At 41.4% G+C, this 15,485-nt stretch carries 11 protein-coding genes and 1 pseudogene; 11 read left to right on the forward strand and 1 reads right to left on the reverse strand.

Annotation, left to right across the window (positions count from 1 at the left end):
- Positions 1–39 precede the first annotated feature (39 nt).
- Positions 40–2,136, reverse strand: coding sequence for a GH92 family glycosyl hydrolase (locus tag HT688_RS00155; protein WP_172923427.1), 2,097 nt, complete (start codon positions 2,134–2,136; stop codon positions 40–42).
- Positions 2,137–2,306: 170 nt separating this feature from the next.
- On the opposite strand from HT688_RS00155, the gene HT688_RS00160 reads away from it, so the two are divergent.
- The 11 genes and pseudogenes from HT688_RS00160 to HT688_RS00210 form a co-directional block, all read left to right on the forward strand.
- Complete coding sequence (locus HT688_RS00160; protein ID WP_172923428.1) at positions 2,307–3,587, forward strand: glycoside hydrolase family 125 protein; 1,281 nt, start codon at positions 2,307–2,309, stop codon at positions 3,585–3,587.
- Between the two features lie 181 nt (positions 3,588–3,768).
- A complete protein-coding gene (locus tag HT688_RS00165) occupies positions 3,769–6,414 on the forward strand; it encodes an alpha-mannosidase (protein ID WP_050141969.1) in 2,646 nt (881 codons plus the stop codon).
- A gap of 83 nt (positions 6,415–6,497) precedes the next feature.
- Positions 6,498–7,367 carry an ROK family protein gene (locus HT688_RS00170; RefSeq protein WP_172923432.1) on the forward strand — a complete coding sequence of 290 codons (870 nt, stop codon included), beginning with the start codon at positions 6,498–6,500 and terminating at the stop codon, positions 7,365–7,367.
- Complete coding sequence (locus HT688_RS00175) at positions 7,361–9,241, forward strand: beta-N-acetylhexosaminidase (protein ID WP_172923429.1); 1,881 nt, start codon at positions 7,361–7,363, stop codon at positions 9,239–9,241. Before HT688_RS00170 ends, HT688_RS00175 begins: the two co-directional genes overlap by 7 nt.
- Before the next feature lie 302 nt (positions 9,242–9,543).
- Positions 9,544–9,867 (forward strand): IS1096 element passenger TnpR family protein, encoded by a 324-nt coding sequence (locus tag HT688_RS00180; protein ID WP_524539345.1) that lies wholly within the window; start codon positions 9,544–9,546, stop codon positions 9,865–9,867.
- A 666-nt stretch (positions 9,868–10,533) separates the two neighbouring features.
- Positions 10,534–11,049, forward strand: coding sequence for a hypothetical protein (locus HT688_RS00185; RefSeq protein WP_023937341.1), 516 nt, complete (start codon positions 10,534–10,536; stop codon positions 11,047–11,049).
- A 341-nt stretch (positions 11,050–11,390) separates the two neighbouring features.
- Positions 11,391–11,978 carry a hypothetical protein gene (locus HT688_RS00190; RefSeq protein ID WP_172923430.1) on the forward strand — a complete coding sequence of 196 codons (588 nt, stop codon included), beginning with the start codon at positions 11,391–11,393 and terminating at the stop codon, positions 11,976–11,978.
- Positions 11,979–11,992: 14 nt separating this feature from the next.
- On the forward strand, positions 11,993–12,337 hold the full coding sequence (locus tag HT688_RS00195; protein ID WP_000055345.1) for a hypothetical protein: 345 nt from the start codon (positions 11,993–11,995) through the stop codon (positions 12,335–12,337).
- Positions 12,337–12,771, forward strand: coding sequence for a protein-export chaperone SecB (locus HT688_RS00200; RefSeq protein ID WP_000096818.1), 435 nt, complete (start codon positions 12,337–12,339; stop codon positions 12,769–12,771). Before HT688_RS00195 ends, HT688_RS00200 begins: the two co-directional genes overlap by 1 nt.
- A gap of 559 nt (positions 12,772–13,330) precedes the next feature.
- Positions 13,331–13,708: a YSIRK-type signal peptide-containing protein gene (locus tag HT688_RS00205; protein ID WP_172923431.1), complete on the forward strand. Its 378-nt coding sequence runs from the start codon at positions 13,331–13,333 to the stop codon at positions 13,706–13,708.
- A pseudogene (locus tag HT688_RS00210) lies at positions 13,705–15,485 on the forward strand (hypothetical protein); the annotation flags it as partial. The gene HT688_RS00205 and the pseudogene HT688_RS00210, both read left to right, overlap by 4 nt.

Genomic DNA, 15,485 nt, shown 5'->3' on the forward strand with positions numbered 1-15,485 from the left:
ATCTCCTAGCAGGAAAGTCTGCTAGGAGATTTTTGCATTTCAGGAAGTGGACGGCTGGCTTGGTAACCAGCTAAGGGTAAAGGTTAACTGTTTAGCTTTTAGGAGGTCTTGGTGTTGAATAGTTGATACTAGGTTTTTGTCCAGTCGGCATTCTTTGACAAAGTTAAAATGGCTGTGGTTTTGCTCAGTATGAATATCCAGCCATTTATCTTCTTTAGCCAGGTAGATACGGAGGTGATTAAAGAGAGGGATTCCGAGATCATAGCTTGGTTTTCCTGGACAGGTCGGATAAAATCCGAGAGCTAACCAGATGTACCAAGCAGAGAGACTGCCGTTATCTTCATCGCCAGGATAGGCTTGCCAGCTTGGGTGAAAGGCTTTTTGACGTAAGGTCTTGATAAGAAGGGCAGTGTAGTCAGGGTAGTTGCTGTAACGGAAGAGATAAGGAATGTGGAAGCTCGGTTGGTTGGAAATGGCGACTTGTCCAAAAGGAGCAGTAGCCATTTCGCTCATTTCGTGAATCTCGTAACCATAGCCTGTTGTCTCAAAGAGGGGAGCATCTTGACAGGTTTTCAAAAGATAGTTACTGAAGGCTTCTTTTCCACCCATAAGCTGGATTAAATCTGGGATGTCGTGGAGAACGCCTAAAGTTGCTTGGATGGCTGAACATTCGGCATAATCACGTCCCCAACTATAGGGAGAGAAGTCAGGGGGGAAGCGGCCTTGGCTGTCTCGCGCTCGCATGTAACCTGTTTCAGCGTCAAATAGATGGCGGTAATTTTGTGAAGCAGTCCTATAGGTTTCCGCGATGTCATTCTGACCAAGTTTTTTGGCACAGCTGGCGATACAAAAGTCGCTATAGGCATAGTCTAGGGTATGACTGACACTTTCGTGGTGGTCGGTAGAGAGGTAGCCCAGTTCTTGGTATTGGGCTAGTCCGTGGCGACCATTGATGCCGAGAGGGTCAGACTTGCTGGCTGTTTCGAGCATGGCTTGAAGGAGTTCTTCTTCTAAGTCAGGAGCCATGTCCTTGCAGGCGCTATCTGCGATAATGCCGTCTAAAAGTGTACCTGGCATCATACCCCGTTCATCTGGAGCCAGCCATTTTGGAAGGAATCCAGTATTGCGGTAGCTATTGAGAAATCCTTCTAAAAAGCGGTGGTAGTGTTCCGGTATGATAAGGGCAAAGAGGGGGAAGGTAGTGCGGAAGGTATCCCAGAAGCCATTGTTGCTGAAGAGAACCCCGAGCTTGACAGTGCCAGTAGCCAGATCCATGTGGATGTCTTGCCCTGATTCATCAACCTCATAAAAAGTCTGTGGGAAGAGGAAGAGTCTGTAGAGACAGTGGTCAAAGAAGGTTCGGTCAGCCTCTCCTGTCTCTATAATGTCAAAACGATGGAGGAGATTTTCCCAATCCACTTGGGCACTTGATTTACAGCTATCAAAATCTTCTTGAGGTAGATTGATTAGAGCTTGAGAAGGAGAGATGAAAGAAGTGGCTAGCTGAATCTCGGTTTGACTACTTGCTAAGTCAATTCGACAGTCTTCGCCTTCTTGGCTGATAGCAAGGATATCCGTATTCATTTGCAGGGCAGTGAACATCGTTAGCGAATTTTTGTTGGTTTCAGTTTTTCCTTCTTGTCGTAGGGCAAGAGTCCGCTTATCTACTTGCTCTACTGTCAGTTCATCTTTTGCGTGAAGATAGAGGGAGAGGGCTTTGCCTTGCTTTTGCTCCAAATGAATAGAAGCACCGTAGCAAGTCGGTGTGAGCTGGATTTCAATCTGATAGCGCAGGGAGAAAATTTTCAGATAATGAGGCTGGAAAGAGGCCTTATCCATATCATAGGAAGACTGACGATGGAAGAGGCTGTCTCCACCCACTTGGCCTGTGACAGGTGTCAGAAGGAGCCAAGAGTAGTCCCCAATCCAAGGACTGGGCTGGTGGGTTAATCGAATTCCCTGAAAGATAGGCAGATGCGGATTGAAAAACCAAGAGCCCTCCTGGTCACTGGTCTGGGGTACAAAGTAATTCATCCCAAAAGGCACGCCTGTGTATGGCAGGGTATTTCCCCGAGAAAAGGCATGCTTGCTGGCAGTTCCAAATCGGGTATCGATGCTTTCAAGTAGTGGTTTCATAGTCTTTCCTTTAGCTGTTTTTCTACATTATATCAGAAAAAGAGGGCCTTTAGAAAAGGAGGTTCAAAGATAACTATTTTGTAGAAAAATGACTATCATTTGTGTATGTATTTTCTGCCTCAAAAGCTATATACTGAAAATGAAACTTGTTTGAAAGAGGATACTGCACGATGATTTATTCAAAAGAAATTGTTAGAGAATGGCTAGATGAAGTGGCAGAGCGGGCTAAGGACCATCCAGAGTGGGTGGATGTTTTCGAGCGTTGCTACACAGACACCTTGGACAATACGGTTGAAATCTTAGAAGATGGTTCAACTTTTGTACTCACAGGAGATATTCCTGCCATGTGGCTTCGGGATTCGACAGCTCAACTCAGACCCTACCTGCATGTGGCTAAAAGAGATGCCCTCCTGCGTCAGACTATTGCAGGTTTAGTCAAACGTCAGATGACCTTGATTCTCAAGGATCCTTATGCCAATTCCTTCAACATTGAGGAAAACTGGAAGGGGCACCACGAGACAGACCATACCGACCTGAATGGTTGGATTTGGGAACGCAAGTACGAGGTGGACTCGCTTTGCTATCCTTTGCAGCTGGCTTATCTCCTCTGGAAAGAGACTGGCGAGACTAGTCAGTTTGATGAAACTTTTGTCGCAGCGACTAAGGAAATTCTTCATCTGTGGACGGTGGAACAAGACCACAAGAACTCTCCTTATCGTTTTGTCCGAGATACGGACCGTAAGGAAGACACCTTGGTAAATGATGGCTTTGGACCTGACTTTGCAGTGACAGGTATGACTTGGTCAGCTTTTCGTCCGAGTGATGACTGTTGCCAGTATAGCTACTTGATTCCGTCAAATATGTTTGCTGTAGTAGTCTTGGGTTATGTGCAAGAAATCTTCGCAGCATTAAACCTAGCTGATAGCCAGAGTGTTATTGCTGATGCCAAGCGTCTTCAGGATGAAATCCAAGAAGGAATCGAAAACTACGCTTACACCACCAACAGCAAGGGCGAAAAGATTTATGCCTTTGAAGTGGATGGCCTAGGAAATGCCAGCATCATGGATGATCCAAATGTACCAAGTCTACTAGCTGCGCCCTATCTGGGCTACTGTTCGGTCGATGATGAAGTGTATCAAGCTACTCGTCGTACCATTCTGAGCTCTGAAAATCCATATTTCTACCAAGGAGAATACGCTAGCGGTCTCGGAAGTTCTCATACCTTCTATCGCTATATCTGGCCAATCGCCCTTTCTATCCAAGGCTTGACAACAAGAGATAAGGCAGAGAAAAACTTCTTGCTGGATCAGCTGGTTGCCTGCGATGGTGGTACAGGTGTCATGCACGAAAGCTTCCACGTAGATGATCCGACCCTCTACTCTCGTGAATGGTTCTCCTGGGCTAACATGATGTTCTGTGAGTTGGTCTTGGATTACTTGGATATTCGCTAAGGAGCGTGCTTTATACTCTTAGAAAATCTCTTCAAACTACGTCAGCTTTATCTGCAACCTGCGGCTAGCTTCCTAGTTTGCACTTTGATTTTCGTTGAGTATTAGCTCAACTGATTCTTGTCAGAATCACAAATTTACATTTGAAACGTTAAAATTTAAATTTAGAATGAGGTTTTACTTCATGGAAAATGTTGTTGTACATATTATCTCACATAGTCACTGGGACCGTGAGTGGTACTTGCCTTTTGAAAGTCACCGTATGCAGTTGGTGGAATTGTTTGACAATCTCTTCGATCTCTTTGAAAATGACCCTGAGTTCAAGAGCTTCCACTTGGATGGTCAAACCATTGTCCTTGATGACTACTTGCAAATTCGCCCTGAAAATCGTGACAAAGTTCAACGCTACATTGACGAAGGAAAATTGAAAATTGGTCCCTTTTACATTTTGCAGGATGATTACTTGATTTCAAGTGAAGCCAATGTCCGCAATACTCTTATTGGTCAGCAAGAAGCTGCCAAATGGGGCAAATCAACCCAGATTGGTTACTTCCCAGATACCTTTGGAAATATGGGACAAGCGCCTCAAATCCTTCAAAAATCAGGCATTCACGTGGCAGCCTTTGGTCGTGGTGTGAAGCCGATTGGATTTGACAACCAAGTCCTCGAAGACGAGCAGTTTACATCCCAGTTTTCAGAAATGTACTGGCAGGGTGCGGACGGAAGTCGTGTCCTCGGGATTCTCTTTGCCAACTGGTACAGTAACGGGAATGAAATCCCAGTTGATAAAGATGAGGCCTTGACCTTCTGGAAACAAAAATTGTCAGATGTGCGTGCCTATGCTTCGATCAACCAATGGTTGATGATGAACGGCTGTGACCACCAGCCTGTACAGAAAAATCTGAGCGAAGCTATTCGTGTGGCAAATGAACTCTTCCCAGATGTGACCTTTGTTCACAGTTCCTTTGATGAATATGTCCAAGCCGTGGAAAGTGCCCTACCGGAGCAATTATCAACGGTTACAGGTGAGTTGACCAGTCAGGAAACAGACGGCTGGTACACACTTGCCAACACTTCTTCATCTCGTATTTATCTCAAACAAGCCTTCCAAGAAAATAGCAACCTCCTAGAGCAAGTTGTAGAACCCTTGACAATTATCACTGGGGGTCATAACCACAAGGACCAGTTGACCTATGCTTGGAAAACTCTTTTGCAGAATGCGCCGCATGATAGTATCTGTGGCTGTAGCGTGGACGAAGTTCACCGTGAGATGGAAACTCGTTTTGCCAAGGTTAACCAAGTCGGAACCTTTGTTAAGACCAATCTTCTCAACGAGTGGAAGGGCAAAATTGCAACTCACGAAGCTCAAAGTGACTATCTCTTTACGGTTATTAACACAGGCCTGCATGATAAGGTCGATACTGTCAGCACAGTGATTGATGTTGCGACTTGTGATTTCAAGGAATTGCACCCAACAGAAGGTTACAAGAAGATGGCTGCCTTAACCTTGCCAAGTTATCGTGTGGAGGACTTGGATGGGCGTCCTGTAGAGGCTAAAATCGAAGACCTTGGGGCTAATTTTGAGTACGATTTACCAAAAGACAAGTTCCGCCAAGCTCGTATCGCTCGACAAGTGCGCGTGACCATTCCAGTTCACCTAGCGCCGCTTTCTTGGACAACTTTCCAATTGCTGGAAGGAGAGCAAGAACACCGTGAGGGTATTTACCAAAACGGAGTGATTGATACACCATTCGTAACGGTGAGTGTGGATGACACTATCACAGTTTATGATAAGACAACTCACGAAGCCTACGAAGATTTTATCCGCTTCGAAGACCGTGGTGACATCGGAAACGAGTATATCTATTTCCAACCAAAAGGAACAGAGCCAATCTATGCAGAGCTTAAGGGCTACGAGGTCTTGGAAAACACAGCTCGCTACGCTAAGATTTTGCTCAAACATGAATTGACTGTGCCTGTCAGTGCCGATGAAAAGCTAGAAGAAGAGCAAAAAGGTATCATCGAGTTTATGAAGCGTGAAGCTGGACGGTCAGAAGAAATGACAAGCATTCCTCTGGAAACTGAGATGACTGTCTTTGTTGACAATCCACAAATCCGTTGCAAGACTCGCTTTACCAACACTGCCAAAGACCATCGTATCCGTCTCTTGGTCAAGACTCACAACACGCGTCCAAGCAATGATTCTGAAAGCATCTATGAGGTGGTGACACGACCAAACAAACCAGCAGCTTCATGGGAAAATCCTGAAAATCCTCAACACCAACAAGCCTTTGTTAGTCTGTATGACGATGAAAAAGGTGTGACCGTATCCAACAAGGGATTGAATGAATACGAAATCCTTGGAGACGACACCATTGCAGTGACTATTCTGCGTGCGTCAGGTGAGCTAGGTGACTGGGGTTACTTCCCAACACCAGAAGCACAATGCTTGCGTGAGTTTGAAGTCGAGTTTGCACTTGAATGCCACCAAGCCCAAGAACGCTTTTCAGCCTATCGTCGTGCTAAAGCCTTGCAGACACCATTTACCAGCCTTCAGCTTGCTAAACAAGAAGGAAGCGTGGCTGCGACTGGTAGCCTCTTGAGCCATTCTGTTCTCAGCATACCGCAAATCTGTCCAACAGCCTTTAAAGTGGCGGAAAATGAAGAAGGCTATGTCCTCCGTTACTATAATATGAGTCAAGAAAATGTGCGCATATCAGAACATCAACAAACCATTCTTGACTTACTTGAGCGACCATATCCAGTTCATTCAGGACTATTGGCTCCACAAGAGATTCGTACAGAATTCATCAAAAAAGAAGAAATTTAATTTCAAAAAGTAAACATGAAAAGAAAGGAGGGGCGAAAAAGTAAGAACTAACTGCTGATTCGCCCCTTTTTATGGTAAAAACAATGACCATTGCAACGATTGATATCGGAGGGACTGGGATTAAGTTTGCCAGTCTGACTCCTGATGGGAAAATACTGGATAAGACAAGTATTTCAACGCCTGAAAACTTGGAGGATTTACTAGCGTGGCTAGATCAACGCTTGTCAGAACAGGATTACAGTGGGATTGCTATGAGCGTTCCAGGTGCGGTCAATCAAGAGACAGGTGTGATTGATGGCTTCAGTGCGGTGCCCTACATCTATGGCTTTTCTTGGTATGAGGCGCTTAGCTCTTATCAGCTACCTGTCCATTTAGAAAATGATGCCAACTGCGTTGGAGTCAGTGAACTACTAGCTCATCCAGAGCTTGAAAATGCAGCCTGTGTCGTGATTGGGACAGGGATTGGCGGAGCCATGATGATCAATGGCAGACTGCACCGAGGTCGCCACGGTCTGGGTGGAGAATTTGGCTACATGACAACCCTTGCCCCTGCTGAAAAGCTCAACAACTGGTCGCAACTAGCATCAACTGGGAATATGGTACGCTACGTGATTGAAAAATCTGGTCAGACTGACTGGGACGGCCGCAAGATTTACCAAGAAGCTGCAGCTGGGAATGCTCTTTGCCAAGAAGCCATTGAGCGCATGAACCGTAATCTGGCGCAAGGTTTGCTTAATATCCAGTATCTGATCGATCCAGATGTCATCAGTCTGGGAGGCTCTATCAGTCAAAATCCAGATTTTATCCAAGGTGTCAAGGAAGCTGTTGAAGACTTTGTCGATACCTACGAAGAATATACGGTCGCACCCGTCATCCAAGCCTGCACCTATCATGCAGATGCCAATCTCTATGGTGCCCTTGTCAACTGGCTACAGGAGGAAAATCAATGGTAAGATTTACAGGACTTAGTTCCAAACAAACTCAGGCAATCGACTTGCTGACAAAGCATATCTCTTTACCAGATGTGGAAGTATCTGTCACTCAGTCTGACCAAGCCTCCATCTCTATCAAGGGTGAGGATGGTCACTATCAATTGACCTACCGCAAACCTCACCAACTTTATCGTGCCTTGTCCTTGTTGGTAACAGCTCTAGTAGAAGCTGACAAAGTAGAGATTGAGGAGCAGGTAGCTTATGAAGATTTAGCCTACATGGCTGACTGTTCTCGAAATGCGGTGCTGAATGTGGCTTCTGCCAAGCAGATGATTGAGGTCTTGGCTCTCATGGGCTACTCAACCTTTGAGCCTTACATGGAAGACACCTACCAGATTGAAGGGCAGCCTTACTTTGGCTATTTCCGCGGGGCTTATTCGGCTGAGGAGTTGCAGGAAATCGAAGCCTATGCCCAGCAGTTTGACATGACCTTTGTGCCTTGCATTCAGACCTTGGCCCACTTGTCAGCCTTTGTCAAATGGGGTGTCAAGGAAGTGCAGGAACTCCGTGATGTAGAGGACATTCTCCTCATTGGCGAAGAAAAGGTTTATGACCTGATTGATGGTATGTTTGCCACCCTGTCTAAACTACAAACTCGCAAGGTCAATATCGGGATGGACGAAGCCCACTTGGTTGGCTTGGGACGTTATTTGATATTGAACGGTGTTGTGGATCGTAGTCTCCTAATGTGTCAACACTTGGAGCGCGTGCTGGATATTGCTGACAAATATGGTTTCCACTGTCAGATGTGGAGCGATATGTTCTTCAAACTTATGTCAGCAGATGGCCAGTACGACCGTGATGTGGAAATTCCAGAGGAAACGCGTGTCTACCTAGACCGTCTCAAAGACCGAGTGACCTTGGTTTACTGGGACTATTATCAGGATAGCGAGGAAAAATACAATCGCAATTTCCGCAACCACCACAAGATTAGCCATGATCTTGCCTTCGCAGGAGGTGCTTGGAAGTGGATTGGATTTACACCTCACAACCATTTTAGCCGTCTAGTGGCTATCGAGGCTAATAAAGCCTGCCGTGCCAATGACATCAAAGAAGTCATCGTGACTGGTTGGGGAGACAATGGTGGGGAAACAGCCCAGTTTTCTATCCTACCAAGTCTGCAAATCTGGGCAGAACTCTGCTACCGCAATGACCTAGACCGACTGTCTGCTCATTTCCAGACCAATACAGGCCTATCGGTTGAAGATTTTATGCAGATTGACCTTGCCAACCTCTTGCCAGACCTGCCAGGCAATCTCAGTGGCATCAATCCCAACCGCTATGTCTTTTATCAGGATGTTCTCTGTCCGATCCTTGATCAACACATGACACCTGAACAGGACAAACCGCACTTTGCTCAGGCTACTGAGACGCTTGCTGACATTGAAGAAAAAGCAGGAAACTATGCTTATCTCTTTGAAACTCAGACCCAGTTGAATGCTATTTTAAGTAGCAAAGTCGATGTGGGAAGACGCATTCGTCAGGCTTACCAAACGGATGATAAAGAAAGCCTGCAAGAAATCGCCAGACAAGAATTACCAGAACTCAGAAGCGCGATCGAACACTTCCATGCCCTCTTTAGCCATCAATGGCTGAAGGAAAACAAGGTCTTTGGCTTGGATACAGTTGACATCCGTATGGGCGGACTCTTGCAACGCATCAAACGAGCAGAAAGCCGTATCGAGGCTTATCTGGCTGGTCAGCTTGACCGCATCGATGAGCTGGAAGTAGAAATTCTGCCATTTAACGACTTCTACGCAGACAAGGACTTCGCAGCCACAACAGCCAACCAATGGCATACCATTGCGACAGCTTCAACCATTTATACGACATAAAAAACAAGAACACCTTGCCTGGCGCAGGGTGTTTCGCGTGAAACAGAAGAATTATCTAGTTTCAAATGCCACAGTTAGACAAACTTATGATAGAATAGCAGAAAGGGAATGTTTCCTAAGAGCAATTCTATCGATGAGCACTTAGAGGTATTGTGGTACACTTAAAATTAGTAAAACAAGAAATAGAAGCTGAAAAGCCAGCATCTGTAGAAGCCTGGGTCATTTTCGTCAAATTTTAAAAAGGTTGCTACCGACATATATAAATTCTAAAAACAAAAACGTTAGTAGAACTAGCAGATGTGATTTTATGGAGTTTTGATTTTGCAAATGCTCATGCTCATGCATTTTTCGTGGATAATGTTGCGTGGAGTCATGCAGATTCTTACTTTCTTAGCTTTGTTAGTGACGATGTTGAAGAACGTTACACAGAAAATGTCTATCTGGATACCCTAAGTGTCAAACAAAAATTTAAGTTTATTTTCGACTTCGGTGATGAATGGCGTTTTGAATGCCAAGTGCTGAGAGAAATCGAGGCGGAAGACGAAGAAGCTTATCTCGTACGTTCGGTTGGAACGCCGCCAGAACAATATCCAGATTATGATGGTTTTGACTATGAAGAATGGTAAAATTGATTGTTAAACAATCTAAAAAACAATTGGAATCAGTCTGTGTAGGCTTAGTATTTCAATTGTTTTTTTGTGATGGTTTCAGATAAGAGAGTTTTTTAATACTCAATGAAAATCAAAGAGCAAACTAGGAAGCTAGCTGTAGGTTGCTCAAAACACTGTTTTGAGGTTTCAGATGGAAGCTGAGGAGGTTTGAAGAGATTTTCGAAGAGTATAAATTTGTTGAGGGTGTAGCTAATACGTATCAAGTCTGGTAGATTGAGAAAACTTGACAAAAAATTAGATAGTGCTAGAATAACATTAACGAAAGACATTTGAGGGCAGAAAGGTTCCTGCCACACCTTGCAAAAAGGTATCTGAGATGCTGGGTACACCGACCAGCCAAGGGTCCGTTATTTCAAGGGAGGGGCTTAAATGCTCTTTTTTATTTAAAAATTTCAAAATAGATTACACTCACCGCAGGCTTAGGCTTGCGTTTTTTTGTTTGACAAAATTAAAAAAATGTGTAAGAATAAGTAGAATTGAAAACAGGAAAACTCACCTCCTTTCGATTCGTCTAGCCTTTTCGTGAGGCAATGAGGGGGCGGAGAGACGCGCTCGTCAACAGAAGTATCTCATTGGAAATGTTGCTCACTTTTTAGTGAGCTTTTTATCTAGGGAATAGAAATGAAAAGCAAAAAGTTAAAATTAGGTCAAATTGATTTAAAAATGTGCAAGGATTACGACCTTATTCAAGCGATGGACTATGACTTTAAGACGAAGGAAGTAATGAATAAAGGAAGGGGATTTGCGGTAACTGTTGTCAAAATACAGGGGCTAACTTTCTTGATTCCATTTAGAAGTTACATTCCTAAAAAGTATCAGTTGAAGTATAAGCTTCGAAATTCGGCAAAAGAAGGATATGTTGAAGGATTAGATATTGGTAAAACCTTGATTTTAGAAGATGAAAGTTATTTGCTAAATACTACTTTTCGCCTTCGGAAAGTCGAAGATTATTATAAAGTAATGGACAATGATAGAGCTATAATTAATAAGTTGGTAAAAGCTATTATAGACTATAACCGTGCTTTAGAAATGAACGATAGAAACAAACTTGAAGATCCTAAACGCTTTAAATTCTCAACATTCCAGAATTATTCTACTAGATTAAGAGTCATAACAGAAAAAGACTATTTAGAATAGATAATGTTTCCGCAGGCTTAGGCTTGTGTTTTTTTATAGTAGATTGAAATAAGATTTGAACAAATTGATTAGGAAAGTCAAATTAATTTCTAGCAATGTTTTAGTAGTCGCAGTGTACTGTTCTAGTTCCAATTCACTCTATTCTTCAAAAAATCCCGATTTTATGGGGTTTTAATTCTGATAAAATCCGATAATTTCGGTATGATAAGGTGAGGTAGTTATTGTCTTAATGCTCAGTTCCGTTCTGGAAATCGCTAGAATGTTTTCAAAAAATCCCGTAATAGTTGAATTATCTAAGCTTTAACAGTATAATCAAGTTAGTAGCTTCATCAGGAAGTTCTATGCTACAATATAGTGGGTGGCACGGCACCATCAATAAAATAAAAGAAAAGATTCTATCTGCTGGGTTTTCTTATGAGAAATATAAACCTGGTATTCATAAACAGAGACATCCGAACGATTTGGGTAATGGTATTTATTTTTTTCTACCTTTTGACAAAGATACTGGTAAAACGATTGCTTCTGCTTATGTAGCAAAGTATAAGTCATTTGAACTAAGCAAACCCGGGGTTAGGCCTGAGTTAATTCATGCTGAAATCATCCTAAGCTCTATGAACAATATTTTTATGTTGGATGACCCAGCAAACCAAAGCTTATTAGAGGAATATCGACAAGCAGCATCTATTCAAATTGAACGTGAGATTACAGATATTGCAGATAGCGGAGCCAAAAATAGAGCTACTCTTCTTAACCAAAATCAAGGATTAATTATTGAACTGTTGCTTGATTTAGCGTCTCAGCATGGGAAGAATTATGAAGCCGTGCAGTCTAAAACATATACAGATATTCCATTTTTATCAGTAATTAACGGAAAGAACGGAGAGGAAATTTGTATCCGTGATTTAAATTGTATTACAAACATTTTATAAATAAGGAGGCTTTTATGAGTTTATTGTCAAACTTTTTAGGAACTGAAGAATTTTCTTTGATGGATTCTCCAATGTTCCAAGAATTAGTTGAAAATATTAAGGCCAACAAAATTTATTCAGTAAACAATGAATTTGATTATGATTTGAATATATCAGGAAGTCTTAAAAAATATAAAGATGAAATCCATTTTACTCCTCAATTAAATAATCAAAAAGAGTTTGATGATTTGAATTCTGTAACTAAAGTAAATGCAATGCCTAAATATAATATAAAAAACAAGAAGTCATGTTTTTCATATTTACCAATAGATTCTGAAAACTTAATTACAACAAAAGAAAATAGTGAGGTGGCAGCTTAATGTCCTCTTTACAATTTAAAGATTACTTTTTAAATGAAGTATCGTATCGAAGAAATCCTAGTTTTGACCAAACAAATAGTACTATTAATTTACAGCCTGAATTGTCTGCACAGATTTTAATAAGAAAATCTGAAAACCTTGCTTATGTTAACTTGATAACAAAGCAAGGAAATATAGATTCAGATGATTCTGCTTTTGAGCTTATTGTAGATATTGTTGGAGAATTTTCATTTATATATGACGAGACAGAATTTGATATTGATTTTGAAACTTTTCTTAAAGAGAATGGTTTAGCAATTCTTTGGTCCTATATTCGGCCTATCGTATCTGATATGATTACTCGGGGTAATGAGTTCCCCAACTTCATATTGCCTGTCGTTAACATTAAAAAAATGCTTGAAGACAAAGATTCTATCAAGTTAACATACGAATAAAAACAGTGTATATATTTTTCAAAGCTCCAATGAAATGCTTTCACATTTAAAAGGTATTCGGAGAACTATAAATCAAAATTGTGATAAAAATAAATAGGACCAAAGAGTTTTGTATGATAGTAGTGCAATTTGAAACTCTAGCTGTTTCTCGAGCTTATCGTTCTTGAACTATAAAATATTTCTAAAAAACTGATAGAATCATATATTTTAATAATATACGAAGAATAACGCTGATTTTTCAAGCGTTTTTTCTTTTAAAACAGCTAGCAGGTGGTGAAGTGAAAAGCTTGACGATCAAGTCAAACAATGTTGGTTTCAGCTTGCCGTATATATGTTGAGGCTGGGTAAAAAACAAATTTCAGGAGAAAATGAAGTCAATATTTCCACGATAAGATACATGATATCAAGCTTAGTTCATAATGTTTGATTTATAAAAAGAAAGAGAGTATAATGAGTTAAACCTACCTAAAGTATGCTCAAATATTTTAGGGGGGGGCTTTTTATTTGCCCTTCCATTATATATTAACCGATAATTATCGGAAAAGGAGCAAAATGATATATGTTTTATAAAGGTAATGAAGATAGAGAAAAGCGCTTGCGGTTTTCGATTCGTAAGGTTAGTTTTGGAGCGGCCTCGGTAGCCGTGGCGGCGCTGTATCTCTTTATGGGAAGTGGAGCGGTATCTGCTGAGGAAGCGCAGGCCATACAGTCAAATGAGGAGGTGGCAGCTGATAAGGATTCGGAAATAGAGAAAAAATCAGAGGAACAGCAGCCAACCTACGCTGCTCCTGCTGCAAAGGAACAAGGATCTGCAACCAATACTGAAGCAGGGGATGAAGGCAAGCAAGAAAGTCATCCAGAGACCAAAGAGGAAGAAGCAACTCATCTGAAAGAAGCGAAACTACAACAAAGACTCAATCGGATGAAGACTCTGTGAGTGGGGACTCTAGCTCTCCAAAATCTGAAGGTGAAGGTACAAGATCAGAAGAAGCAAGCAGCAAGCCAAAAGTACGTAAAAGACGTGATGCAGACCCTGCCCCACCAGCGACTGCAGCTGATGCCGATTCAGATGCAAATCAGACTTATGAAGCTCCAGGGAATGATGCAGGACTAGATGAATTAAAAGAAAAACTAGAAAAATTACCAAGCGCTATCCAAAATAACACAAAAATTAATAATATGAATGAATTAGGGGATAAAACAAATACACAATTGGGCCAAGTTCAAAATATTAAAGAATTCGGTGGTTGGAAAGCTGTAGGAGAAAATGGGAAATTTGCAATTGCAAGGAAAACTGGAGATGGAGTTTTTCCGATTGAAACAGTAAATACCGTGTATAGTGAACAAAGGGGGAGAAATAAGCACTATAGGACATATACAGGGGAACAAGCTTTTGATAGGACAAGTAACTATATCTTGTTGTTATCAGAGGTAAGGACGCATGCTAGCTCTAAGGAGGCGGCCTACGATAATTCTGAATATAGAGGAACAGGATTATCGGGCAACACTGCCAAAGCTCTTAAGGATTATAATGGAATAGAGAAAACTTTCAAAACTTATTCAACGGAGCTAGGGTCAAAAGTAAAAATTCAATTCAAAACAGGATATACTGGTGATATTAATGGAACAAAGGCTAAATATAAAGTTGAAGTTATTTCTAATCAAAATGGAATGAAGAAAGTAATATATTCAAAAGTATTTGACCCTCAAAAACGATTAAGTGATGAAGAAGCGACAGTTACTGCAGCAACAGATGGTAATGGTAAGTTTATTCGTAGCGAATATAATAATCGTAATCTAAACAAGACAGAAGTAGAAAGTAAAATGACAGGAGATTATATTCCGACAGGGAGAGCAGGTACATTTGAAAGTAGAGAGATTGATTTAGAAAAAGGTGTTACGGATTATGCAGTACGAATTAGCTCTGCTGATAATGAACATTTAGGAATGGGTTATCAATCCCCATTAAGACAGTATGCATTACCAATATCAGGTTTAAGCTTTAATATTACTCAAAATACTAATAAAATAGCTAAAGATTTATTAACTAAAATTTATACTAAATTGAAAGAAACAGCTGATGAGGATGAAAGAGGGATGACATCAGAATCTAAGGATGCTTATAATGCTGAATTGGAGAACGTAAAAAATCTCATAGAAAATATTAATTTAGACACTACTGATAATTATAAAACGGCGTTAAAAAATGTTCTACAAAAACAAAAAGAACTAACAGCGGATAAGACAGAACTTACAGAAGCTAAAACAGCTCTTGAGGCCTTGACGGGTGAATCTGATCCAACAGGTGATAAAACGACCGAAAGTAAAGCGGCTTATGACCAAGCAAAAGTTGCAGCAGAAACAGCTCTTGAGAAAGCTAGACAGGTTATTGAGAATGACAATGCGACTCCACAACAAGTGTCAGAAGCTCTAGCAGAAGTAAAGGCTAAGAAAGCTAAACTTGAAGAAGCGAAAGCTGGATTAACAGAAAAGGCTACTAATGAACAAAAAGACGCCTTAGCTGAAGAACAGGTTAATAAAGATTTGGAGTTAGCTGATAAATCTAATAAAACTCCAGAAAGTATTCAAGCATATGAAGCAGAAGTAGCTAAGTTGCAAGCAGATTTAGACGCAGCGAAAGAGGCAGCTAAAGTAGTGGTGGCCAAGGGCGACAATGCGACCAAAGCAGAAGCTACAGAAGCTCAATCTAAAGT

Source organism: Streptococcus sp. 1559 (genome assembly GCF_013276735.1).
Classification (GTDB): Bacteria; Bacillota; Bacilli; order Lactobacillales; family Streptococcaceae; genus Streptococcus; species Streptococcus pseudopneumoniae.